This window comes from Lichenihabitans sp. PAMC28606 (assembly GCF_020616535.1).
In the GTDB taxonomy this organism is placed as follows: domain Bacteria; phylum Pseudomonadota; class Alphaproteobacteria; order Rhizobiales; family Beijerinckiaceae; genus Lichenihabitans; species Lichenihabitans psoromatis.
The window spans coordinates 487,943-512,252 of record NZ_CP085136.1 but is presented as its reverse complement, the minus strand read 5'-3'; the positions used below and the strand labels follow the sequence as shown (position 1 = coordinate 512,252).

General features: G+C 62.3%; 21 protein-coding genes. 10 read left to right on the top strand and 11 right to left on the bottom strand.

Going from position 1 to position 24,310, the window contains the following annotated elements; all coding sequences use genetic code 11:
• Nucleotides 1-39: 39 nt before the first annotated feature.
• The gene (locus tag LGH83_RS02430) at nucleotides 40-1,302 is read left to right on the top strand and encodes a glycosyltransferase family 4 protein (protein WP_227400473.1); all 1,263 of its coding nucleotides are present in this window, start codon (nucleotides 40-42) and stop codon (nucleotides 1,300-1,302) included.
• Here LGH83_RS02430 and LGH83_RS02425 read toward each other — a convergent pair.
• The 4 genes from LGH83_RS02425 to LGH83_RS02410 form a co-directional block, all read right to left on the bottom strand.
• The gene (locus tag LGH83_RS02425) at nucleotides 1,279-2,601 is read right to left on the bottom strand and encodes an O-antigen ligase family protein (RefSeq protein ID WP_227400472.1); all 1,323 of its coding nucleotides are present in this window, start codon (nucleotides 2,599-2,601) and stop codon (nucleotides 1,279-1,281) included. The two genes, LGH83_RS02430 and LGH83_RS02425, sit on opposite strands and share 24 nt — an antisense overlap.
• Nucleotides 2,591-4,150, bottom strand: coding sequence for an undecaprenyl-phosphate glucose phosphotransferase (locus LGH83_RS02420; RefSeq protein ID WP_227400471.1), 1,560 nt, complete (start codon nucleotides 4,148-4,150; stop codon nucleotides 2,591-2,593). The genes LGH83_RS02425 and LGH83_RS02420 overlap by 11 nt, the downstream gene beginning before the upstream one ends.
• A 12-nt stretch (nucleotides 4,151-4,162) precedes the next feature.
• Nucleotides 4,163-5,332, bottom strand: a complete 1,170-nt coding sequence (locus LGH83_RS02415) for a glycosyltransferase (protein WP_227400470.1) — start codon at nucleotides 5,330-5,332, stop codon at nucleotides 4,163-4,165.
• A gap of 159 nt (nucleotides 5,333-5,491) precedes the next feature.
• Nucleotides 5,492-6,052 (bottom strand): polysaccharide biosynthesis/export family protein, encoded by a 561-nt coding sequence (locus LGH83_RS02410; protein ID WP_227400469.1) that lies wholly within the window; start codon nucleotides 6,050-6,052, stop codon nucleotides 5,492-5,494.
• A gap of 252 nt (nucleotides 6,053-6,304) precedes the next feature.
• Between LGH83_RS02410 and LGH83_RS02405 the strand changes: the two genes are divergently transcribed.
• Nucleotides 6,305-6,793 (top strand): type II toxin-antitoxin system RatA family toxin, encoded by a 489-nt coding sequence (locus LGH83_RS02405; protein WP_227400468.1) that lies wholly within the window; start codon nucleotides 6,305-6,307, stop codon nucleotides 6,791-6,793.
• Nucleotides 6,794-6,829: 36 nt separating this feature from the next.
• On the opposite strand, the gene LGH83_RS02400 is transcribed toward LGH83_RS02405, so the two are convergent.
• The gene (locus LGH83_RS02400; RefSeq protein ID WP_227400467.1) at nucleotides 6,830-7,348 is read right to left on the bottom strand and encodes a CinA family protein; all 519 of its coding nucleotides are present in this window, start codon (nucleotides 7,346-7,348) and stop codon (nucleotides 6,830-6,832) included.
• A 13-nt stretch (nucleotides 7,349-7,361) separates the two neighbouring features.
• Complete coding sequence (locus tag LGH83_RS02395; protein ID WP_227400466.1) at nucleotides 7,362-8,564, bottom strand: bifunctional 2-C-methyl-D-erythritol 4-phosphate cytidylyltransferase/2-C-methyl-D-erythritol 2,4-cyclodiphosphate synthase; 1,203 nt, start codon at nucleotides 8,562-8,564, stop codon at nucleotides 7,362-7,364.
• A gap of 310 nt (nucleotides 8,565-8,874) precedes the next feature.
• Between LGH83_RS02395 and dusB the strand changes: the two genes are divergently transcribed.
• The 7 genes from dusB (at nucleotide 8,875) to hflX (ending at nucleotide 18,268) form a co-directional block, all read left to right on the top strand.
• Complete coding sequence (dusB, locus tag LGH83_RS02390) at nucleotides 8,875-9,864, top strand: tRNA dihydrouridine synthase DusB (protein WP_227400465.1); 990 nt, start codon at nucleotides 8,875-8,877, stop codon at nucleotides 9,862-9,864.
• Entirely contained in the window at nucleotides 9,861-11,015 is a 1,155-nt protein-coding gene (locus tag LGH83_RS02385) for a two-component system sensor histidine kinase NtrB (protein WP_227400464.1), read from the top strand. The genes dusB and LGH83_RS02385 overlap by 4 nt, the downstream gene beginning before the upstream one ends.
• Nucleotides 11,016-11,043: 28 nt before the next feature.
• Nucleotides 11,044-12,534 (top strand): nitrogen regulation protein NR(I), encoded by a 1,491-nt coding sequence (gene ntrC / locus LGH83_RS02380; RefSeq protein ID WP_227400463.1) that lies wholly within the window; start codon nucleotides 11,044-11,046, stop codon nucleotides 12,532-12,534.
• A gap of 275 nt (nucleotides 12,535-12,809) precedes the next feature.
• Nucleotides 12,810-14,981 (top strand): sensor histidine kinase NtrY-like, encoded by a 2,172-nt coding sequence (locus tag LGH83_RS02375; RefSeq protein WP_227400462.1) that lies wholly within the window; start codon nucleotides 12,810-12,812, stop codon nucleotides 14,979-14,981.
• A 7-nt stretch (nucleotides 14,982-14,988) separates the two neighbouring features.
• A complete protein-coding gene (locus LGH83_RS02370; protein ID WP_131116740.1) occupies nucleotides 14,989-16,356 on the top strand; it encodes a sigma-54-dependent transcriptional regulator in 1,368 nt (455 codons plus the stop codon).
• Nucleotides 16,357-16,531: 175 nt separating this feature from the next.
• The gene (hfq, locus tag LGH83_RS02365) at nucleotides 16,532-16,783 is read left to right on the top strand and encodes an RNA chaperone Hfq (protein WP_131116736.1); all 252 of its coding nucleotides are present in this window, start codon (nucleotides 16,532-16,534) and stop codon (nucleotides 16,781-16,783) included.
• A gap of 123 nt (nucleotides 16,784-16,906) precedes the next feature.
• Nucleotides 16,907-18,268, top strand: coding sequence for a GTPase HflX (gene hflX / locus LGH83_RS02360; RefSeq protein WP_319799594.1), 1,362 nt, complete (start codon nucleotides 16,907-16,909; stop codon nucleotides 18,266-18,268).
• Here hflX and mazG read toward each other — a convergent pair.
• Both mazG and LGH83_RS19920 read right to left on the bottom strand, forming a co-directional pair.
• Nucleotides 18,265-19,104: a nucleoside triphosphate pyrophosphohydrolase gene (mazG, locus tag LGH83_RS02355; RefSeq protein WP_227400461.1), complete on the bottom strand. Its 840-nt coding sequence runs from the start codon at nucleotides 19,102-19,104 to the stop codon at nucleotides 18,265-18,267. The two genes, hflX and mazG, sit on opposite strands and share 4 nt — an antisense overlap.
• Before the next feature lie 152 nt (nucleotides 19,105-19,256).
• Nucleotides 19,257-19,934 (bottom strand): cold-shock protein, encoded by a 678-nt coding sequence (locus LGH83_RS19920; protein WP_264479130.1) that lies wholly within the window; start codon nucleotides 19,932-19,934, stop codon nucleotides 19,257-19,259.
• 362 nt (nucleotides 19,935-20,296) lie between these two features.
• Between LGH83_RS19920 and LGH83_RS02340 the strand changes: the two genes are divergently transcribed.
• Nucleotides 20,297-21,046, top strand: coding sequence for a cell wall hydrolase (locus tag LGH83_RS02340; RefSeq protein WP_413771092.1), 750 nt, complete (start codon nucleotides 20,297-20,299; stop codon nucleotides 21,044-21,046).
• A gap of 83 nt (nucleotides 21,047-21,129) precedes the next feature.
• On the opposite strand, the gene LGH83_RS02335 is transcribed toward LGH83_RS02340, so the two are convergent.
• The 3 genes from LGH83_RS02335 to metG are packed head-to-tail and all read right to left on the bottom strand — an operon-like array spanning nucleotide 21,130 to nucleotide 24,310.
• The gene (locus LGH83_RS02335) at nucleotides 21,130-21,942 is read right to left on the bottom strand and encodes an MBL fold metallo-hydrolase (protein ID WP_227400460.1); all 813 of its coding nucleotides are present in this window, start codon (nucleotides 21,940-21,942) and stop codon (nucleotides 21,130-21,132) included.
• Entirely contained in the window at nucleotides 21,939-22,736 is a 798-nt protein-coding gene (locus tag LGH83_RS02330; RefSeq protein ID WP_227400459.1) for a TatD family hydrolase, read from the bottom strand. Before LGH83_RS02330 ends, LGH83_RS02335 begins: the two co-directional genes overlap by 4 nt.
• Nucleotides 22,736-24,310 carry a methionine--tRNA ligase gene (metG, locus tag LGH83_RS02325; protein ID WP_227400458.1) on the bottom strand — a complete coding sequence of 525 codons (1,575 nt, stop codon included), beginning with the start codon at nucleotides 24,308-24,310 and terminating at the stop codon, nucleotides 22,736-22,738. The genes LGH83_RS02330 and metG overlap by 1 nt, the downstream gene beginning before the upstream one ends.

Below are 24,310 nucleotides of genomic sequence, written 5' to 3'. Positions count from 1 at the left end.
CGGAACGGCACATTAAGCCCGCTATGATAAGCGTGAGCGATGGACAAGCACATCGCCGATCCGATGACGGTCATCATCGTTCTCGATTGGGCCTCCGTCACCGGCGGTCAGGCTAAAGTCGCGTTCGACAGTGCCATCGGGCTCAAGCAAGCGGGCCATCGACCGATCATCTTTGCGGCGGTCGGCCCGATCGCGCCCGCTCTCAGCACAGCGGGCGTCGAGGTGATTTGTCTCGGCCAAGCGGACCTGATCGGCCATACGTCCAAGGCGGCAGCCGCTGTTCAGGGAATCTGGAACGGCGTGGCGGCAAAGCGGCTGGGGGAGCTTCTCGCCACCTGTCCAGCCGGTCGCACCGTCGTGCACGTCCATGGCTGGGCGAAAGCGCTTTCACCATCCATCGCGGTCCCCATCGCGCGGTCGGGTTTACCCGCGATCTATACGATGCATGAATATTTCATCCTGTGCCCGAATGGTGGCTTCTATAATTATCAGAAGCATCACGCCTGTCCGCTCGATCCGTTGTCGCTGGCGTGCTGGAGCACGAACTGCGACTCGCGAACCTATGGGCGGAAGCTTTGGCGCGCGGCTCGGCAAGTCGTGATGGAGCGGGTTGCCCATCTCCCGACCGTTTTTTCCGACTATATCTGCATCTCGAAATTCCAACTCGACGTCATCGGCCATCGCCTGCCGACCGACATTCCGGTGCACGAAATTTCCAACCCCATCGATGCGCTCGATCTGGGCCCGAAGCCGCCGAGGCCGGGCGCCAACATGATGTTCATCGGCCGTCTCTCGCCCGAGAAGGGGCCATTTCTCTTTGCCGAGGCCGCTCGTCTTGCGGGTATCATCCCGCTGTTCATCGGCGACGGACCGGCGGCCTCGGAACTCGCGGCGCGCTTTCCAGAGGCGCGGCTTCTCGGCTGGAAAGGTCCGGACGAGGTCAGGCAGTTGATGCGGGAGGCGCGCGCCTTGGTGTTCCCGTCGCTGTGGTACGAAGGCCAGCCCCTCACGGTCCTGGAGGCGAAGTCGCTCGGTACCCCGGTCATCGTATCGGACGGTTGCGCTGGGCGGGAGGAGATCGAAGACGGTGTCGCGGGGCTCTGGTTCAAGAGCGGCGACGCCGCCGATCTCGCCCGTGCGTTGCGCGAGATGGCGGACGATGCGCTGGTCGAACGGCTGTCACAGCGTGCCTATGAGCTCTACTGGTCGAACCCGCCCACCCTGCAACGCCACATCGCGGCCATCACCTCGGTCTATCGCGCGCGCCTTGCTCCGGCTTCACCGCAAGGGCAGGCGACCTGACGCCTGGCGCAAGCCGACCGGGCGCTCGACCCAAGCGGGTCGTTCGAGCCAGCGGATGCGAGCGGTCTCGATTCCCCAGACGGCGCCGAGCATCAGATAGACATGCCGCCAGTGGTCGATATCGATCTGAAACCCCTGCATGAGGAAGACGAAAAGCGCCGGCCAGTAGACATGCGCGATCCGGGCGTAGGGCGAGCGCGCGAGCGCCAAGCGAAAACCGATGAAGATCGTGAGCCCGACCATCAGCAAGAACGCCGACCCGCCAAGCCATCCATAGGACGCGAAGGAGTTGATGTAGGAATTATGCGGATCGAGGTCGAAGATCAGCCGAAACCGAAGCGGCCCGAAGCCATTCAGCCGGTCGAGCAGCATTGGAAGTGAGCGCAGTTGGTTGCCGAAGCGCCCCGTTTCCCCTTCATCATATTCCTGTGTGACGCTGGCGCGCTGGAGAAAGAACTCGCGGGTGCTGTCGATCGAGAGAAGCAGCACGATGCCGATCAAGGCCACGCCGACCGCCACGGCCGCCATCACGACAATGCGTCGGCGCACCCTCGCGTCGCGGTTCGACTGGAACGCGAACACCATCGTCATCAGGGCCGCGACAATGAAAGCGCCCCACGACCCACGTGAGAACGACAGGAAGATGCCGGCCACCACGATGAACAAGGCCGAAAGGGTGAGAAGGAGGTGCCGGGTGCGGCGGAGAATGAGGCTCTGAATGAAGTATAGCGCACCCATGATGAGGTAGGAGCCGAGGACGTTGGGGTCCTTGAACGTTCCGGAGGCGCGACCGTATTTGGAGAATAGATCCTCCGTACCGCCGATGTTGAAATAGCCGAGAATCCCGCAAGCAGCCGCAACCACTGTGCTGAACGCATAGGCTTTCAGGCAAAGCTCGGCCCGCTCCAGCGTATTCTCGGCAAAGAAAAGCGCGAAAAACACGGCCGTGATCGCAAGATAAAGCGATTGCAACATAAAGAGGGTCGGGTCGGGCTCGTTCAGATACGGAAGCAGAGCGACGAAGCCACTAAAGTTATAGATGAAGATCAGGGCCAGGAAAGCCAGGATGAAGCGATGGACCCTGAAGCCGCCGAGGAACCAGAGTCCGATCGTGAGGAACGAGGCAAAATCGTAGGGCGATGGCTCGACGAGAGCGATGGCGCCGCACACGACGAAAAGGAAGAAACTTAGTTTAATCAGGATATTATAATTAAACCGCAATGGCGGCAGCCGCACCGCGATGGGGGCAGCCTGAGCCGACCCGGCGCTCGCCGCCGCCAATGGGCGGTCAATATGCATTCTCGGCCTTGACGAGAGCGACCGGCGTGATCAGCAGGATGTAAAGATCGAAAAAGATCGACCAGTTCTCGATATAGGCGAGATCATGCTCGACGCGGCGTTGGATCTTGTCGGAAGTATCGGTTTCGCCCCGCCACCCGTTGACCTGCGCCCAGCCCGTAATGCCGGGTCGAACCCGATGACGGGCGAAATACCCATCGACGACTTCATCATAGGCCCGGTCGGCGGCGGTCGCATGCACGACATGGGGCCGCGGCCCCACCAGGGAGAGATTGCCCCAAAACACGACGTTGAACAGCTGCGGCAACTCGTCGAGCGATGTGCGGCGGATGAAGCGACCGACCCGTGTGACGCGCGGATCGCCTCGCGTCACCTGTTTGCTGACCGCATGGTCCAATTGGTCGACATACATCGAGCGGAACTTGAAGACCTCGATGATCTCGTTGTTGAAGCCATGGCGCTTCTGCTTGAACAGCACCGGACCCTTTGAGTCGAGTTTCACCGCGATGGCGATAACCAGGAGCACGGGCGAGAGAACCAGCAGCGCCAAGGCGCCAACGAGCCGGTCGAATACCCATTTCGAGACGACGTCCCAATCGGCGATCGGCTTGTCGAACACATCGAGAACCGGAACGGATCCGATGTAGGAGTAAGACCGCGGGCGGAACCGAAGCTTGTTGATATGAGCCGCGAGCCGAATGTCGATCGGCAGCACCCATAATTTTCGCAACATTTGCAAAAGGCGCTGCTCCGCCGTGATCGGCAGGGTGAAGATGACGAGATCGAGCCGCGTGTGGCGGGCGAATTCCACGAGATCGTCGATGTTGCCTAGCTTCGGATAGCCCGCCACCACGTCTGGCGAGCGGTCGTCGTCGCGATCGTCGAAAACTCCGATGATGCGGACGTCGGTCTCCGATTGGTCGCCGAAGGCGGTCAGCAACGACTCGGCGGGGGCGCCCCCTCCTACGATCACGGTGCGGCGATCGAGTCGGCCGATCCGGCTCATGTGGCGCATCACCATCGATATAGCCCCGCGCTCGAGCAGGAGCGCCGCCAGGCCGATGCCATACCAGCTGAGCAGCCACACGCGTGAGAACGTGCCCTCGAGCTTGAGAAAGAAGATCGCGGCCAGGGCGACGAGAAAGACGAATGTCCAGACGGCAGCAACACGCAACCCGAACGTCACGGGCGCGCGGAACGCCGTGACCGAATTGGCGTGAACGGCTTGAAACCCGATGATGCTGAGCGCTCCCACGATCAGGATCATGGCCACGTAAGCGACGCTGCTGTCAGATAGAGGCGCGACATAGACCTCGTGGATCAGAAAACCAACGGCGCACAGCAACGCAAACTCGACCACCCGAACGACACCCGCCAAAACGACCGGCGAATAGGGCGGACGAGATTGCGGGCCACCCATCGCTTCGGCGAGGGCCACGAGCCGGGGCGAGGGAGGGCGGGTCGAGGGGCGCGCGGCCTGACCCACGGGATCGAGCGCTTTGCTGCGGCGAATGTCGTCCGGCGTGAAGCCGCCGGGAGGCGATGTCATAGAAACGAGCTCCTACAGGCCTAAGCCACCGGGCCGCAGAGACGATGATCGCTCTCCCCCGGTCGCGTGCCTTGTTTTCTCGGCGATTGCATCACGATACGCTGTCATGACGCCATCCACCATGCGGGCCATCCCAAATTCCGTGTGAACATGATCGGCAAGTTCAAGCGCGGCCTCTCGCTCCTGCTCGGGCGAGAGACTGAGTTGCTCGATCATCTTGTCGCATAAGCCGGCGACATCGTTGGGAGCGATCAATCGATCCCGATAGGGCCCGAAGATCTCCGGGATGCCGCCGACATTGGTGGCGATGATCGGCAGTTGAGCCCCGGCTGCCTCGAGAATGACGTAGGGAAGAGACTCGGCGCGCGACGGGACGACGAGTACGCGACCGAGCTCGAACGCTTGCCGCGCCGGTATCGGCCCCGCAAAGACGATGTCTTGTTGCACACCAAGGGACGCGGCCCGGGCCTGCAGCTTATCTCGGTCGGGACCGGACCCGACTAAAACAGCCCGCAACCGGCGACCCGTCGCAACGCTGGCTGCGGCGATCGCGTCCAGAAGCGTGTCGATCCCTTTCGCTTCGCGCAGTTCACCGACATAGAGAAACTCTGCCGCATCAGCCGCCGGCACGATCGGCAGAAACTCGGCCTCGGAGATCCCGTTCAAGGCGACGCGGGACAAACAACGAGGTCGACCGACGGATCGGCCGTACCGGCCCTCGATATAGGCGCTCTCGAAGAGGATCAGGTCGGACGACTGCGCCATGATCCGCTCCATCCGCATGTAAATGCGGTGCAACATCGTGCCGGGCGCGTAATTGAGGCTTCCGCCATGAGGCGTGTAGACCCGCACCACATGAGCATCGGCCCAGGGCAGGATCGCCGGAAGTCGCGCAAAGGTCGCGCCTTTCGATCCGTGCCCATGCAGCACGTCCGGGCGGAGCTTACGCGTCAGCGCCGCGATCTTGAACAGAGCCGACACATCCGTCAGATGCGGGTTACGCCGCATGGCGAAACGCGTGACGCCGAGCGCGAGGTGAGGCTCCAGATCGGCAAGCACACGGTCGGCCATTGCGCCGCCGGTGCTCGCATCCGCGACGAGCCCGACGTGATGTCCGCGGGCGACCTGCTCGCGCGTCAGATCGAGGACATGCCTGAACAGACCGCCGAGAGGCGCACGCAAGACATGAAGGATCCTGAGACTGTCATCTTGGTGGCGTGACGCGTCCCGCATACCGGCCTCGCATTCCTGTGCGAGATCGCGCGAGCGATATCGTCCGGAACAGAACTGCAGGCGAGGCCGCCATGGCCCCGCTCTCGCAAGGCTTTATGGACCGGTTTCCTAAAAGAACCTTTCCTCGACCGTCAGCGTGTCGCCTGGACGTATTGGGAACGTTAACGGAACCGTTCCGGTCACCGGCGCACCATTGATGCTGCGGGTCACATCGACGGACCCTTGAAAGCCGCGCGGCGTATAACCGCCCGCAATGGCGATCGCTTTCTGGGCCGTCATGCCGTTCACGAAGGGGTATTGGCCGGGTAGCGTGACCTCGCCGAGAATGAAGAAGGGCCGAAAGGCCTCGACCTCGACCGACACATGCGGTTCGCGCAGGAAGCCGGCACGCAGCCGTGTCTCGATCAGGCGTTCGGCCTGCGTCGTCGTGAGGCCGCCAACGCGCACATCCCCGGCAAGCGGGAGCGACACCGTTCCGGCGCCCGACACCGAATAGGAATTCGACAGCGCATCCTGCCCGAACACGATGATCCGAAGCCGATCGCCGCTCCCGAGTTGATACGGGGCATTGGCCTGGGCGCGGAAAAGATCCGTGGGAAAGTTCTGCCCGGCGCATCCGCTTGTCAGAACGGTTAAGGCCAGACCGATTGCCGTGAGGGTTCGCCGCATGGAAGTTAACCGGGCAAGGCCACAACGATTGTTGCGGCTCGTGATTCTTAGTCATTGTTGTAAGGCGACATGGTTAACGAAAGCTGAGGTGTCGCGGGTGGGGGGAGTGGAGACCTGCTTGCGGCGCAAAGCCGGGTGGCGATTTGAGCCGATGGCGAAAGCCGACCGAAGCCCCTAAATGTCACACATGACGGAGGAGACGATCCACGAGGATCGGTCCCTCATCCGGTTCACTGAGGCCGATCGAGACACATGCCAACCTTCCGCACCAGCCGTCGCGTTCGACATACCGCAAGCGACATGTTCGATCTCGTTGCCGATGTGGAGCATTATCCGTTGTTCCTGCCGCTTTGTCAGAGCCTGGACATCCGACGCCGGACGACGCTCGACGATGGTCGCGAGCAACTGCTCGCCGACATGCGGATCGGCTACAAGGCCATCCGCGAGACCTTCACGAGCCGGGTCACGATGGATCGGCCGCAGATGCAGATTCTCGTCGAATATGTCGACGGGCCGTTCACGCGCATGGAAAATCGGTGGCGTTTCGTCGATCTGCCACCGGGGTCGAAAGGGCCGGAATCGACCGTCGAATTTTTCATCGACTACGAGTTCAAAAGCCGGATGTTCGGCATGCTCATGGGCTCTGTCTTCGAAGCGGCATTCAGGCGCTTTGCCGAGGCGTTCGAGGAGCGTGCCAACCGCGTCTACCCGCACGCTGGCACGCGTGTGGCGGCGCCTTGACGGTGAAAGCCTTCCGCCGGTTGGCGCTCGGACGCGTCAGGCCGGCGTCGCAGCGATGGCGGCTTCCAGCAGCGCCAAGGCCTGCTCGACCGACGCCAGTCGAATAGCATCGCGGGTGAGCGGCCCGAAACGGCGCTCGACATGGTTGCTTGCGCCCGCCCGACCAGCGCCAACCCGCACCTGACAGGCAAAATGCACCAGCCCCACGGGCTTGGCTTCGCTGCCGCCGCCCGGCCCGGCGATCCCCGTGATGCTGACCGCCAAGTCGGCGTTCGAGCGGGTGATCGCTCCGGCCGCCATTGCTCGGGCGGTGGCCTCGGAGACGGCGCCGTCATGGGCCAACACATCATCCGGGACGCCGAGCATCTGGCGCTTGGCGTCGTTCGAATAGGTCACAAAGCCGCGATCGACCACGGCAGAGGATCCAGCGATCTCGGTCAACAAGGCCGCGACGAGGCCGCCGGTGCATGATTCTGCCGTCGCGATCATCAGCGACCGGACCCGACATGCATCCAAGAGAAGTTCGGCACGGCGCAGCAGAGCGGGCGAGAACATCGACGCCTCCGTATCAGGTTGGCCCGAGCGGCAGACGAACTGTCGCAAGAGCCCAAGCCGCCATACCCTCGCGCCGGCCGACGAACCCCATGAGCTCCGATGTCGTGGCCTTGATGCCGACCCGGTCGATGCCGATCCCGGCGATCGCGGCGATCGCGGCCCGCATGGCCTCGCGATGCGGACCGATTTTTGGCGCTTCGCATACGATCGTGACGTCCAGATGCGCCACGACGCCGCCCCGCTTGCCGACGCGGTCGATCGCATCCTTCAAGAAGAGAGCGGACCGCGCGCCACGCCATTTCTCGTCGCTGGGCGGGAAGTGTACGCCGATATCGCCGTCGCCGATCGCACCGAGGACCGCATCGGTCAAGGCGTGGAGCACGACATCGGCATCGGAATGGCCGGTCAGCTTGCGATCATGCGGGATACGAACGCCGCCGAGCCACACATGGTCGCCGTCGGTGAAGGAGTGGACGTCGTAGCCCTGGCCGATGCGGATGTCCGGCAGGGTGGCGAGCAGGCGAGCTTCGGCGGACATGAAATCCATGGGTGTCGTGATCTTCACGTTGATGACATCGCCTTCAAACACGTAAACTGAATGGCCGGCATATTCCGCCACCGCCCCGTCATCGGTCAGGTCGTTGCGCCCCGCTTTGGCTGCTTGACGATGAGCCGCGAGGATCAGCGGAAACGCAAAGGCTTGCGGCGTCTGCACGGCTCGCAACTGCTGGCGATCCAGTGTGCCGAGCACCGCCCCATCCGAGCCGATCTGCTTGATCGTGTCGGTGACGGCGCAGCCGGGAACTGCCGCTTGGTGTCGATCCGCGGCCGCAATCGCCCGCAACACGAGCTCCGGCGAGACGAAGGGACGGGCCCCGTCGTGGATCAGCACGATGTCTGGCGCGACGTCATGCAGTGCCAGTGCCTCGAGCCCAAGGCGAACACTGTCCTGCCGGCTCGCGCCGCCGAAAACGGAAGCATGCAGCCGCTCGCGCATCGTCGCATCGAGCAACCCGGCCGCTTCGCTGAACAGATCGGTGTCGTCAGGATGGATCACCGGCGTGACACGAAGGTCCTGATGAGCCGACAACAGCGCATGAAGCGTCCGCGCAATCAGCGACTGACCCGCGAGCGTCCTGAACTGCTTGGGCAATCCAGCGCCGGCGCGCGATCCCCGGCCTGCAGCGACGACGAGAACATGGGACGAGGCAGGCATCGTGCAAACAAACTCCGAGTACGATTTCGACCAACTCACGCCCAAGCGGCGTCAAACTGTCGCCAACTGGCCCTTCAGATGCGCTATCAAGGGAGTTGCCGCGCCGCAGCAACTGACTAATCTGCAGGCTTCAAACCATGCTGATGATAATTTAGGCACGCTGGGCAACGACCACCGCGTCGCGTGAGCGATCTACCCGGAACCGCCTCCGAAAGAAAGGTGCTTGATGCGCGAAGCGATGCGATCGGACGAGACAGGCAATGGCGCAGGACCTGAGTCCCAGCGCACTGCAGTCCCGCAGGCCGGTCTCATGATCGGATCCGTAGCCGTGCCGGGGCGTGCGATCTTGGCTCCCATGGCGGGGATCACCGATATCGGCATGCGTCGGATCGCTTGCCGGTTTGGTGCGCCACTGACCGTGAGCGAGATGGTGGCGGCCGCCAGCTTCACGACAGGGCAGGCCGAAACGCTGAACCGCGCCGAGGGCCGTGGCGTCGCGATTCATGTGGTCCAGATCGCCGGGCGCGAGCCAGCACCGATGGCGGAAGCGGCTCGCCTCGCAGCAGGCTTCGGCGCTGCCGTCATCGACATCAATATGGGATGTCCGGCCAAGAAGGTGACGGGCGGTTACTCGGGCTCGGCCTTGATGCGTGATCTCGATCAGGCTTGCCGTCTCATCGACGCAACCGTTCGCGCGGTCACGATTCCGGTCACGGTCAAGATGCGGCTCGGCTGGGATGCCGACAGCCTCAATGCGCCTGAGCTTGCTCGACGGGCCGAGTCACTCGGGGTCCGATTGGTCACGGTGCATGGCCGAACCCGCAACCAATTCTATACCGGAACAGCCGATTGGGCGGCCATTCGGGCCGTCAAAGAAGCCGTGACGATCCCGGTCGTGGTCAACGGCGACTGCCATTCGGCCGCCGATGCCGTGCAGATGCTGGCGCAATCGGGCGCCGATGCCGTCATGCTCGGACGGGCCGCGGTCGGTCGCCCCTGGCTGGTCGGACAGATCGCGGACTTTCTGAGGACCGGTCGTCCGGTGCCGCAGCCGAGCGGCGCAGCTCGCCTCGAGGCGGCATGTGAGCATTTCGAGTCGATCATCGACATGTTCGGACGCGACAAAGGCTTGCGACACGCCCGCAAGCATCTCTCGGCCTATGCGCTCCATGCCGAGGGCGCACCAGCTCATCTCCGTGACAGGCTGGTGACAACGACCGATCCGGATGAGGTCCCCGCGCTTCTGTCAGCGCTTTTTCGATCCGACGAGACAACCACCACGATGGACCATGCCGCATGACCGCGCACACGACACCCTGGACGGACGGATCCGAGACGGCGCGCTCTGATCTCAGCCTCGCCGCCAATGCGATTCAGGTGCTCAACGGTTTGCCCCATCCTGTCCTCGCGATCCGCGCCGATGGAACCGTGGTGGATGTCAACTCGGCCGCCGAGTCCTTCTTCGAGATGGGACGCGCCATGATGACCCGGCACAAACTCGCCGACCTCGTGCCGTTCGGGTCGCCTCTCCTGGCGTTGATCGAGCAGGTTCTCGACCGCGGCTCGGCCGTAAAAGAATACCGGGTCGACCTCGGTAATCCGCGCCTCGGGCCGGACAGAATTGTCGACATTCACGTGGCACCCATGCCGGAAGCTCGCGATGGCGTCGTGATTCTGCTTCAAGAACGCACAATTGCCGATAAAATGGACAGACAGCTTACCCATCGAGGGGCAGCCCGCTCAGTTTCTGCGCTTGCGGCGATGCTGGCTCATGAAATCAAGAACCCGCTTTCGGGCATACGCGGGGCGGCGCAATTGCTTGAAACTGCTGTCGGCGACGAAGATCGGGCTCTGACGCGCTTGATCTGCGACGAGACGGACCGGATCGTGAAGCTGGTCGACCGGATGGAAGCCTTTTCGGATATGCGGCCGACGGAACGCGAGAGCGTCAACATTCACGCCGTGCTCGACCACGTGAAGCGCGTGGCGCAGGCGGGTTTCGCTCGCCACATTCGCTTTCAGGAGAGCTATGACCCATCCTTGCCGCATGTGCTCGGCAACCGCGACCAGCTGGTTCAGGTGTTTCTCAATCTTGTAAAAAACGCGGCAGAGTCGCTGGGCGATGCGATCGATGGCGAGATCGAGCTCACGACCGCGTTCCGACCAGGGGTCCGGCTCAAGACCGCCGGCTCGTCGCACCCGGTCAGCTTGCCGCTCGAATTCTGCGTGCGCGACAATGGTCCCGGCATTCCGCCGGAGATCGCAGCCGTGCTGTTCGACCCGTTCGTAACCACGAAAGTCTCGGGAACTGGCCTTGGTCTTGCACTGGTGGCCAAGATTGTCGGCGACCATGGTGGCATCGTCGAATGCGAATCGCATCCAAGACGGACGGCATTTCGCATTCTGATGCCGATGTATGCGGCACGGGACGGGCGCGGGTCTCAAGTCTGACGCCGCTTTTGATCCGAAGGGGTTTGTAATGACGAATGGCCATATCCTCGTTGCCGACGACGATACGGCGATCCGCACGGTTCTGAGCCAAGCCTTGGCGCGTGCTGGTTACGACGTGCGGACGACCGGCACGGCCGGCTCGCTCTGGCGCTGGGTGCAAGCCGGCGAGGGCGATCTCGTCATCACCGACGTGGTGATGCCCGACGAGAACGCGTTCGAACTCCTGCCCCGGATCAAGAAGCTGCGGCCGGATCTGCCCATCATCGTCATGAGCGCTCAGAACACGTTCATGACCGCCATCAAGGCCTCCGAACGGGGCGCCTATGATTATCTCCCAAAGCCTTTCGATCTGAAAGAATTGGTCGCGATCGTCGGCCGCGCGCTCAGCGAACCGGGCAAACGAGCGCTGCCGAAGGATAATGATGATCTCGAAAACATGCCTTTGGTGGGTCGCTCGCCCGCCATGCAGGAGATTTATCGCTCGCTGGCGCGGCTGATGCAGACCGACCTGACCGTGATGATCACGGGCGAGTCGGGCACCGGCAAGGAACTCGTGGCGCGTGCGCTGCATGACTACGGCAAGCGCAAAGCCGGGCCGTTCGTCGCCATCAACATGGCGGCTATCCCGCGCGACCTAATCGAGAGCGAGTTGTTCGGTCATGAGAAGGGGGCCTTCACGGGCGCCAATACCCGCTCGGCCGGACGCTTCGAGCAGGCCGAGGGCGGTACCTTGTTCCTCGACGAGATCGGCGACATGCCGATGGAGGCGCAGACGAGATTGCTGCGGGTGTTGCAGCAGGCTGAATATACGACCGTTGGCGGTCGCACCCCGATCAAGACGAACGTTCGCATCGTGGCCGCCACCAACAAGGACCTTCGCATCTCGATCCAGCAGGGTCTCTTCCGCGAGGATCTGTTCTTTCGCCTCAACGTGGTGCCGCTGCGCCTGCCGCCGCTGCGCGAACGGGCCGAAGACATCCCCGACCTTGCCCGTCACTTCTTCACCCTGGCAGCCTCCGAGGGTCTGCCGCTGAAACATCTCGATACAGACGCCCAGGAGCGGCTGAAACGGTATCGTTGGCCCGGCAATATTCGTGAGCTCGAGAATCTCGTGCGGCGTCTCGCGGCACTATACCCGCAAGAGGTGATCGGCGGTGATCTCGTCGACGCCGAACTTGCGGGGCAGGCGCCGCTGAGCAGCTTTGGCATGGAAAGCGCGCAGGCCGTGCAGACGGCCGCAACCTCCATGGTGGCCAGCGCCAGCTCCGACGACGGCGGCCTGATGGGCTCCGTCGAGCGGCATCTGTCCGGCGTGTTCCGCCAGCATGGCGACAACCTGCCACCACCGGGCCTCTATCATCGCATCCTGCGTGAACTCGAGGTGCCGCTGATCTCGGCCGCGCTTGCGGCGACGCGCGGCAATCAGATCAAGGCCGCCGAACTTCTCGGCCTCAATCGTAACACGCTGCGAAAGAAGGTTCGGGAGCTTGATATTCGTTTGATGCGGATGCCGCGGTAACAAGCGGACGCCATGAAAAAGGCGCGCTGGGCGCGAAGCTTGGCTGCTGCCCTCAAATCGTCGCAGTTCGGCAACACTGTCGTATAAATACAACGCATATCGGCGTAGCCTGTCCGAGTCGGAGACTCGGACACTCGAGACCCGATGGTGTTTGCGGCAGGACTGTTGATCCGGAAGGCTCTTGATTGGTGGACCAAACTGCGAGCACACCAGAGGGGACATCGACCCGACGGCCACGCCGGCGGCGTCTCGCACTAAGACTCGGCCCGATCGTGGTGACGCTCGGGCTCATTTCGGCGCTCGCGACCTTCGTGGTCTTCACCGGCTATACCCCCATCCTGCCGACCGATGCGGTCGTGGTGGATGTGTTCCTCGTGAACGGCGCGATCGTGCTGGTTCTGCTCGGCCTCGTCATCGCCGAAGCGGTTCGGCTCGTGATCGCATGGCGAGCCCGCATGGCCGGCGCTCGGCTGCACCTCTATATCGTCGGTCTTTTTTGCATCACGGCCGCCGTGCCGGCCATCATCATGGCGGTGGTTGGGTCCGTGACGCTCGAACGGGGCCTGTATCCCGCCTTCATGCAGGATGTTCGCGGTTTCATCTCGCATACCGCCGATGCGGCGCGGCTGTATCGCGAGACGCAATGCAACTCATTACTGCGCGAAGCTGACCTCACGGCCTCCGATCTCGACCGGGCGAAGGTCGGCTATAACGAGCGCGCATTCTTCCAGAATTATTTCGCCTCTCGGGTGCATTTTCTGGGATTTACCACGGCCGTGATGATGAAGAGCGACGGCTCCGTCGTCGAAAAGGTCGATACGGGCAAACCAGCTCAGATCGCGAAGCCGGAAGCGGCGGATTTCGAGGATGCCCGGAAGCGCGACCCGGTCTGCTTCGTGCTCGACTCGGGCAAGACGTTTGTGGCGCTCCGGTCGCTGCCGTCCTTCGACGATACGTTCCTGTATCTAGCTCGTCCGGTTGATCCGTTCTCAATCGAATTCTCGCGCCAAGCGACCGATATCATTGGTCTTTACGATATCTTCGATCGCCATCGCCGCAGCATCCAGGTGGCGTTCATCACGATGTATAGCCTGCTGGCCACCATCATGATGTTGTCGTCGATCTGGCTCGGCCTGTCGTTCGCCAACCAACTCGTGACGCCGATCCGCCGATTGATCCGAGCGACGGATCAGGTGTCGTCGGGCAATCTCTACGTCCAGGTTCCGGTCCGCCGCTCGGAAGGGGATTTGGGCCGCCTCGGCGAGACGTTCAACAAAATGACGTCGGAGCTTCGGGTCCAGCAGAATAAGTTGATCGTTGCCAACCGAATGAACGACGAGCGTCGGATCTTTACCGAAGCGGTGCTGTCGGGTGTTCCGGCGGCCGTCATCGGGGTCGGCAACCGAGGGCAGATTACAGTCGTCAACGCCTCGGCGCAGAAGCTTCTGTCGATTCCGGGGGCGAGCGAGCCGCTTGTCGGTGCGACGATCGAATCGCTGGTGCCGGAACTCGGTCCTGTGCTGATGGAAGCCAGGGCAGGGCGGCAGCGCCTGCATCAATCGCAGATCACGCTCACGACCCTCAATCGCGAGCGGACCGTGAATGTGCGGGTGACGAACGACGTATCGGCCGCGGGTGATTACAATCATGTGGTGACGCTCGACGACATCACCGACCTTATTTCGGCGCAGCGGACCTCCGCTTGGGCCGATGTGGCCCGACGGATTGCCCACGAAATCAAAAATCCGTTGACCCCGATCCAGCTCTCGGCAGAGCGCCTGAAGCGGCGCTACGGGCGCGTCATCGTCGAGGGACGTGACGTATTCGATCAATGTATCGATACGATCGTCCGCCAGGTCGACGACATCAAGCGCATGGTCGACGAGTTCTCGTCCTTCGCCCGTATGCCAAAACCCTTGCTCGAGGAGGACGACGTCCGGCCCTGCATCGAACAGGTCCTGTTCCTGATGCGTGAAGGGCATCCGGATGTCACGTTCGTGGATCACCTTCCGGCCGATCCCGTCATCGCCAAGTTCGACCGTCGTCTGATCACGCAGGCGCTGACAAACATCACCAAAAACGCCACCGAGGGCATCGCCGCCGTTCCGGAAGACGAACGGGGACCGGGCCGGATCGACGTCACTCTGAGTGTCGATCACGACGGCATGGCATCGATCGATATCGTCGACAACGGCAAGGGCTTTCCGGCAGAAAACCGACAACGTTTGCTCGAGCCGTATATGACGACGCGCGCGGATGGCACCGGGCTCGGTCTCGCGATCGTGGCCAAGATCCTCGAGGATCATGGCGGCGGCATCGAATTGCTCGATGCCGCATCGGACGGGCAATCCGTCAAAGGCGCCCGCGTTCGTCTCTTTTTCCCGGTTCTCCGGTCTCTCGGCCTGCCCGAGACGGCCCGAGCCGAATCATTTTCCGAACAAGCTTGAGGATCACATGGCCACAGACATCCTGGTCGTAGACGACGAAGCCGACATTCGGGACATTGTTTCGGGCATCTTGTCCGACGAGGGTCACGGAACCAGAACGGCGCGGAACTCCGACGAGGCGCTGTCTCTCATCGGTGCGCGGCGACCCCATCTCGTGTTCCTTGATATCTGGCTGCAAGGCTCGCGCCTCGATGGTTTGCAACTGCTCGAAATCATCAAGGAGCAGCATCCAAGCTTACCGGTCGTGATGATCTCGGGTCACGGCAACATCGAAACGGCGGTGTCGGCCATCAAGATCGGGGCCTACGACTTTATCGAAAAGCCGTTCAAGGCCGATCGCTTGGTGCTCGTGGCCGACCGCGCGCTTGAGACATCGCGCCTCAAGCGCGAGGTCACCGACCTCAAGATTCGCGCCTTCACGCCGAACCGGATTGTCGGCAAGTCGACCACGACCAATCAATTGCGGCAGGCGATCGAGAAGATCGGACCCGCCAACTCCCGCATCCTGATCTCCGGCGCGCCGGGCTCGGGCAAGGAACTGACCGCCCGCATGCTGCACGACGTTTCGGCCCGTGCGACTGCACCCTTTGTGGTCATCAATGCGGCGACGATCACGCCCGACATGATGGAAGTGGCACTCTTCGGGACCGAGGGCGGCGATGGTCGCAATCGTCAGGTCGGTGCGCTGGAAGAGGCGCATGGCGGCACGCTCTATCTCGACGAGGTCGCCGATATGCCGCGTGAGACGCAGGGCAAGATCCTACGGGTGCTGGTCGATCAAAATTTCCAGCGCGTCGGCGGATCGACACGCGTGCATGTCGACGTTCGCATCATCTCGTCGACCAGCCGGGATCTTTCGGTGGGGATCGCCGAAGGCACGTTCCGGGAGGATCTCTTTCACCGGCTTTCCGTCGTGCCGATGCGGGTTCCGTCCCTGTCCGAGCGCCGCGAGGACATTCCCGAACTGATCGAATTCTTCATGGACCAGGTCTCATCGACGGGCGGGTTGCCGCGCCGGAAGATCGGGGCCGACGCCATGGCGGTGCTCCAGTCGCATGATTGGCCCGGCAACATTCGCCAGCTCCGCAACAATGTCGAGCGGCTGATGATCCTGGCCGGTGGCGATCTCGAGGCGGAAGTCTCGGCCGATATGTTACCGGCTGAGATTGGAACCTTGGTGCCGGCGACCCCGAATGGGGCAGGAGGCGAGAAGCTGATGAGCCTGCCGCTGCGCGAAGCCCGTGAAGTGTTCGAGCGCGAATATCTGGTGGCGCAGATCAGCCGGTTCGGCGGCAATATTTCGAGAACGGCCGAGTTCATCGGGATGGAACGCTCCGCACTGCATCGCAAATTGAAGTCGCTCGGCATCGACTGATCGAGCGACCCGCGACCGCGAGTCAACGTCCGGTGACGGCTAAAGGCGCAAGTTTTCCTTGCGGCTTGGCGCGTCTCTGCATCTAATGCGAATCGAGGTGCCCCGCCCCGATGCCTGCGACAGCAGCATCGCGCAATCGTGACAACAAGAGGCGGCGCCAAGAACGGAATGGAACATGGCGGCCGAACGCGCTCAAAACTTACAAGACACGTTTCTCAATTACGTGCGCAAACACAAAGTACCTTTGACCATCTTTCTTGTGAATGGCGTCAAGCTTCAGGGCGTGGTGACTTGGTTCGATAATTTTTGCGTGTTGCTTCGCCGCGACGGCCACTCGCAACTCGTCTACAAGCACGCCATATCAACGATCATGCCGGGTCATCCGATCCAGATGTTCGAAACGCCGGACGAAACGGTCCCATCCTGATTGGATTGTCGTCCTGAGCCGTGAAGTAGGTCACTCAATCTGTCAAACCATCCGCTGATCGAAACAGGTCTTTCGCATTTCGCCGATGCCGAGCGCGCAACGGCATCAGCCACGCGGGCCCTCGTGGTCGGCCCCTATCTCAGCCAGAAGCGCCGCAATGGCGCTGCAGGGTCATCGCGTCTTCCCGAGGCACGCTTGGCTGAGGCCGTCGGCCTCGCCGGAGCGATCCATCTCGATATCGCGGGCGCGCTGATCGTCAATCTGCCCGAGATCCGGCCTGCGACCTATCTCGGCAAGGGGAAGGTCGAGGAGATCGCGGAACTCGTTGCAGACGAAGAAGCAAGCCTCGTGATTATGGATTGCGCCCTGTCGCCGGTGCAACAGCGCAATCTCGAGAAGGAGTTTGGCGCAAAGATCATCGACCGGACCGGATTGATCCTCGAAATCTTTGGACGTCGTGCAAGAACACGAGAAGGATCTCTCCAGGTCGAACTCGCGCATCTCGCTTATCAAAAGTCGCGTCTCGTGCGGTCTTGGACCCATTTGGAGCGCCAACGCGGTGGCTTCGGGTTTCTCGGCGGACCCGGCGAAACGCAGATCGAGACCGACCGGCGCATGATCGAGGAGCGCATGGCGCGGATCGAGCAGGATCTCGACAAGGTCAAGCGGACCCGGTCGCTCAACCGCAAGAGCCGGTCGGATGTGCCCTATCCCGTCGTGGCACTGGTTGGCTACACCAATGCCGGCAAATCGACGCTGTTCAATCGGCTGACCGAGGCCGACGTCATGGCGGACGACATGCTGTTTGCGACGCTCGATCCGACGCTCCGCCTGCTCAAGTTGCCGCATCGCGGCAAAGCCGTCCTGTCCGACACGGTGGGGTTCATTTCCGACCTGCCCACCATGTTGGTGTCGTCGTTCCGCGCCACTCTCGAAGAGGTGATTTCGGCCGACGTCATCCTCCACGTTCGTGACATCTCGCATGAAGACACCGACGCGCAGAGCGCCGACGTCGTCTCGATCCTCCACGATCTTGGGGTCGACGCCGAAGACCATCACCGCCTCATCGAGGTCTGGAATAAAGTCGATCTTCTCGACGCTGAACGGCGTGAGGGTCTGCTCGATAACGCGGCGCATCGTCCCATCGAGCTTCGCCCGATCGTTATATCGGCTTTGACCGGAGATGGGACGCAGGGCTTGCTCGAGGCTGTTGAGGCCCGCCTTGCCACTGGTCGCCACACCTATGTGGTGACGTTAGAGCCAGCGGACGGGAAGGGGCTTAATTGGCTTTATGAGCATGCCGAGACCATAGGCCGCGAGGATGATGAGGATGGGACGATCCGGCTGACGGTTCGGATCCAGGCCGAGCGGGCGGAACAACTGCATAGCCGCTTCACCCATGTGGTGCCGAGCCTCGCCGTCGAGCCGATCGAGACAACGCAAGCAGCGGGTTGGTCGCCCATTCCGGAGCGGTCGCCCGCTTAGACCCGCTTTACGCTGGGTGAGGGCTTGCGTTCGATCGCCTTCGCGTCGCCCCAGAGGGCTTCCATCTCGTCGAGGCTCGCATCAGCGAGAGATGACCCCCGGGAGCCGAGCGTCCGTTCGATATAGCCGAACCGGCGTTCGAATTTAGCGTTGGTGCCGCGCAAGGCCGCGTCGGCGTCGATCCCAGCATGCAGAGCGAGATTGACGACCGCGAACAGGAGGTCGCCGATCTCGTCCTGTTGCGCCGCTGTGTCGGACGCGCTCAGTGCGACCCGCACCTCGTCCAGCTCCTCCGCGATCTTGGCGATGACGGCGCCCGTATCGTTCCAGTCGAACCCGACCATCGAGGCTTTGGCTTGAAGTTTCGAGGCACGGAGCAGCGGGGGGAAACTCGCCGGGATATCGTCCAGAAGCGCTGCAGGCGCCTCGGGAGCAGGGCGCTTGGCAATCCGGTCGGCCTTTTCGCGCGCTTTGATGTCGGCCCAGAGGGCCTTGACCGCCGCGGGTGTCAGGTTCTCGACGTTTCCGAAGACATGCGGATGGCGGCGGATCAGCTTGGTGGTGATGGCCTCGACGACGCCGCCGAAATCGAACGAGCCTTCTTCTTCCGCGATCCTCGCGTGAAACACCACTTGAAGCAGCAAGTCTCCGAGTTCGTCGCGAAGGTCCTGCCGATCATCGCGTTCGATCGCGTCGACGACCTCAAACGCTTCTTCGATCGTGTAGGGAGCGATAGAGGCAAAATCCTGCGCGAGATCCCATGAGCAACCCGTGCCGGGTGTTCTGAGCGCGGCCATAATGTCGAGCAAGCGAGAGATGTCCCGCGACGGGTTCATGATGGCTCGTTCGTTGACGAAGGCAGACAGCGGATCATGCGACGGTTTACGCGCTCCGACCACGAGAGGCAGAACTCTCGAGGCCAAAGCACGATGTCGAGCAGGTGCTGGCGCATGCAGGCGAGAGCCAGCATGCGTGACGAAACGGCGATTCAGTCGAGCGAGATCGAAAGCGCTTCGCGACCTTTGGGGGTATCGACCACGCGCATGTTGACGGGCTGGCCCTCGGCGAGATGCGATAGACCGGCCGGACCGAGGATCGAGATGTGCACAAACACATCCTTGCCACCGTCGTTGCTCGACACGAAGCCGAAGCCCTTGGTGTCGTCGAACCACTTCACCTTGCCGGACACTTCGATCGCGGTCGACGGATCGGGAGCACGACGGGGCGCGCGCGGGGCGTCGAACGACCTTTGCGGTGCACGCTCCTGAGCGCCAGCCGTATCGACTTCGATGACCCGGGTCACCTGTGCGCCCTTGGCGCCATTGCCGACATGGACCTTCAGCTTCGCGCCGGGCGGGACCGTCTCGAAACCAGCGGACTGGAGAGCACCGATATGCAGGAAGGCGTCGCCGGCGCCGTTCGACAGTTCAACGAAGCCAAAGCCCTTGTCGGACTTGAACCACTTGACGACCGCATCGACAACAGGACCCGTCGGTGCCGGGGACGACATTTCGCCGCCAAAGCCGCCACCGCCAGCAGGTGCGCCGCCGAAGCCGCCGCCGCCAAAGCTCCGAGCTGGGCGGGTCGTGCGCGTATCATAGGGGGAGGGTCCATCGTCGTCGAAACCACGCTTCTTAGGACCCCGGAAATCTCTGCCTTTGCTCATCTTACCTGCTCGTGTCTGCCGTTTAGTACCTGTTCGCCCACTCTAATCGCCACAGCACCACATGCTCACGTGTCGAAGACCAGCCGGCCCGGCCACACCCGCCCGCCCAAGCTGCATCCCAGCCGGGGTCTAGAATAAAGAAATGGCCGTTTGCCTTCTTGACATAACCGCAGGCCAATGCAAGTCGGTTTCGCTTAGATCGGCCACATTTCGACCAAGGGTGCGGTGTCGCGAACAGGCCTTATGGCTACGCTTTCGGTCGATCCAAATTCGCGATGCAACTCAGCCTTAACCAGTTTCGCTTCTGATCCATAGGATCCGTCGTGTCGCCTGGAGGGCGTGCTATCCGCCATCGAGCCATTTTGTCGCTGATTGGACTTGCCGTTTCGCTCGGCGGTTGCGGCTTGTCTCCCATGGGTGGTTTGCAACTCAGCGACCGGGAATGTTTGACCCGGGCGATGTATTTCGAATCCAATCGATCCAGCCCTGATGGCATGCTGGCGGTTGGCACGACCGTGATGAACCGCGTCGCGGCTCCTGGCTATCCCAAGACGGTCTGTGGGGTGGTCGGACAGCGCAACCAATATGCGGAGGGCGTGCTCAGCAAGCCGATGTCGCCTCGTGAAAGGGACCGGATCGCGCAGGTCGCGGATGCGGTTCTGGCGGGCCAGCGGCACCCGCAAGTCGGGAGCGCCATGTTCTTCCATACAGCGGGCCTGACATTCCCTTATACGAACATGCATTATGTCGCGGTGGCGGGCGGCAATGCTTTCTACGAGAAGCGAGCGCCGGAACGGGGTGGGCCGATCGGCTATGCCGGTTTCCAGCAGCCGACGACGCTGCTGGCTATGAATGCCGAGCCGGCCCGGGCCGCGGACCCATTCAAGGCGACATCACACGTCGGTGGCGACGCACCGACGCTCGACGCTCCGGTCCACAGGGCAACGCGGTTGGCTGTCGCGACGCCGATGACCATCGCGCCTCCGATGTCGATCGTTGCCGTGGCGAGGAGCCCGAACAGTCGGCCCAATGAGGCGAAACCGCGAAGCATCGATGATCTGCTGCTCACATCGACTCAGAGCGCAGCAGTCCGCGGCTTCAATCCTTCTTAGCGACGGCGATGCCATTAGCAGGGTGGTGCAATCACAAAGCGGATTCGCATAAGGTATATTATGGAACCTAATCGACATTGTGATCAGACGGCTCGGAGCATCGTGTCCACCGTCATGCCATCGTAGGCCGGCTCGACACGGTCCGGCACTTCGCCGATCAACGTCCGGTAGTCGAGGTCGTTATGCAGGTTGGTCAGGATGGCGCGCGTCGGCTGCATCCGCGCGATCCAGTCCAACGCCTCCCGGAGTGAGAAATGGCTGGGGTGGCTCGTGTAGCGCAAGGCATCGATGATCCAGAGATCGAGAGTCGCGAGATGCGTGACGCTCCCGTCCGGGATGGCATTGACGTCGGGCGTATAGGCCGTATCGCCGACCCGCAACCCGAGCGCATCGATCTCGCCATGTTCGAGCCGAAACGGCATGATCTCGATGCGGCCACCTGGACCGTCGATCAAGAAGGCCACGCCAGCCTCGATCCGGGTCTCGTCCAGCAGCGGCGGATAAAGGCTCCCGGCCGGCGTCTCGAAAATATAGCCGAAGCTCTGCCGGACGATGGCGGCTGTCGCTTCATCCATGTGAATGGCGATGCGGCGCCGCATATGCAGCACCAGCGCGCGCACGTCGTCGATGCCGTGGGTATGATCGGCGTGTGGGTGCGTCAGGACGATCCCGTCCAGGCGCTCGACACCGGCTCGCAACAATTGCTCGCGCAAATCCGGCGAGGTGTCGACCAGCACGCTAGTCTTGAGTCCAGCCGCATTAGTCCGTTCGATCAGGATCGAGCAGCGTTGGCGCCGGTTGCGCGGCTCGTTCGGATCACAGGCACCCCAACCCTGGCCGACGCGCGGCACGCCGCCAGACGACCCACAGCCAAGGATCGTGACTGTGACGCTCACGCGGCCGCCCGCGTAGGCAACGGCGGCATCTTGGAAAAAAGGCGCAGCACGTTGGCGTTGGTTGCCGCGCCGAGGGCGTCAAGATCGAGGCCCTTGAGTTCGGCCAGCACAGCGGCTGTGCGAACCACATAGGCGGGTTCGTTGCGCTTGCCGCGATGTGGAACGGGACTGAGGAACGGCGCGTCGGTTTCGACCAACATTCGGTCGAGCGGCACGTCGCGAACGATGTCGCGCAAGTCTTGTGATCCCTTGAAAGTCACGACCCCCGAGAACGACACATAGAGGCCGAGGTCCAGGCCGGTCTGGGCCAGGGCGCGGGAGGAGGTGAAGCAATGCAGCACCGCCGTGAAGCGGCCCTGCCCCATCTCGTCGCGCAGGATCATGGCCATGTCGTCGTCAGCCTCGCGCGAATGGATCACCAACGGCAAACCCGTCTCGCGTGCAGCCGCGATATGGGTGCGAAACACGCGTTCGGCGATGTCGCGCGGGACATCGTCGTAATGGTAATCCAGCCCAGCTTCGCCAATCGCAACGCATTTCGGATGGCAGGACAGATCGATCAGCCGCGTGACAGCCACGTCAGGCTCCTCGTTGGCTTGGTTCGGATGAGTCCCGACCGTGCAGAACACATCGTCGTAGCGCTCGGCGATCGACCGGATCGCATCGAACCGCTCGACGCGCGTCGAAATGGTGATCAACCGCTCGACGCCTGCGGCGCGCGCGCGCGCCACAATAGCGTCCCGTTCCGCCTCGAAATCAGGAAAATCCAAGTGGCAATGGCTATCGATCAACATCACGCCGCCGTTGCGCTGCCGGGAGGCGCCGCCTCCGGTTCGACATAGCGCGGGAAGATCGCGACGGGCGACGGCAGCGGCGTTCCACTCTGCAATTGGTGTTCGACCGTCGCGTCCGAAAAATTGCGGGCGCTGGGCGCGACGCCGAGCAGATCGAGCAATCGCTCCATTGAGGCCGGCATGAAGGGCTGCACCAGGAGCGCGATGACCCGCAGCACTTCCGCGGTGACGTAGAGGACAGTCGCCATCCGCTCGGGATCGCTCTTGCGCTTGATCCAAGGCTCCTCGGACGCGAAGTAACGGTTGGCTTCTGCGACCACCTGCCAGATGTCGGCCAGCATCTGATGCAAGGCGAAGTCGCGCAACGCCGCCCTCACCGTGCCGGGCAGGCCATAGGCGGCATCCAGCAGAGCCTGATCGGCCTCGCTGAGTAGCATGTGACGCGGCACCACGCCCTCGCAGTTCTTGCCGATCATGGACAGCGACCGTTGCGCCAGATTGCCGAGATCGTTGGCAAGATCCGCATTGATGCGGTTGACGATCGCCTCATGCGAGTAATTGCCGTCCTGACCGAACGGCACCTCGCGGAGTAAGAAATATCGGATCGGATCGACCCCATAGGTGCCGATCAGCCTCACCGGATCGACCACGTTGCCGGTCGATTTCGACATCTTCTCGCCGCGGTTAAACAGGAACCCGTGCACCACGATCTGTCGCGGCACCGGCAGGTCGGCCGACATCAAAAACGCCGGCCAGAAGACGGCATGAAAGCGTGTAATGTCTTTGCCGATCACATGCGCCTGCGCCGGCCAAAACCGGGCGCGCTCGGCAGAAGCATCCGGAAAACCCGTCCCGGTCAGATAGTTGGTCAAGGCATCGACCCACACATACATGACATGCGCTGGATCACCGGGAACCGGCACACCCCAATCGAAGGTCGTGCGGCTGATCGACAAATCGGTGAGGCCGCGCCGGACGAAGCTGACAACTTCATTGCGATATTTATCTGGCACAATAAAATTGGGCTGTTTGTCGTAGAGCGTCAGCAGCCGGTCGCCATAACTGGAAAGGCGGAAGAAATAGCTTGCCTCCTCGACCCATTCGACTGGCGTTCCGGTCGGCGCGAGTTTCTTGCCCTCTGGCCCGAGCACGAGGTCGCCTTCGTCGTAATAGGCTTCGTCTCGGATCGAATACCAGCCCGCATAGGTGGATTGGTAGATGTCGCCCTTTTCTTGCATCCGCCGCCAGATCTCTTGCGCGGCGATGCGATGACGATCCTCGGTGGTGCGCACGATATCGTCGGCTCGCGCATTCAGAAGCGTCGCGACGCTTTCGAACTGGCGAGCGGTACGATCTGCTAAGGCTTGCGGCGTCAAATCGAGACGGGCCGCCGTCTGCTGCATCTTCTGGCCATGCTCGTCCATGCCGGTCAGGAACAGCACGTCATAACCGTCGAGCCGCTTGCTGCGCGCGATGACGTCGGCCGCGATCCGCTCGTAAGCATGGCCGATGTGCGGCGCACCATTGGCATAGGGGATAGCAGTAGTGATGTAAAAGCTCGGACGAGCAGCCAT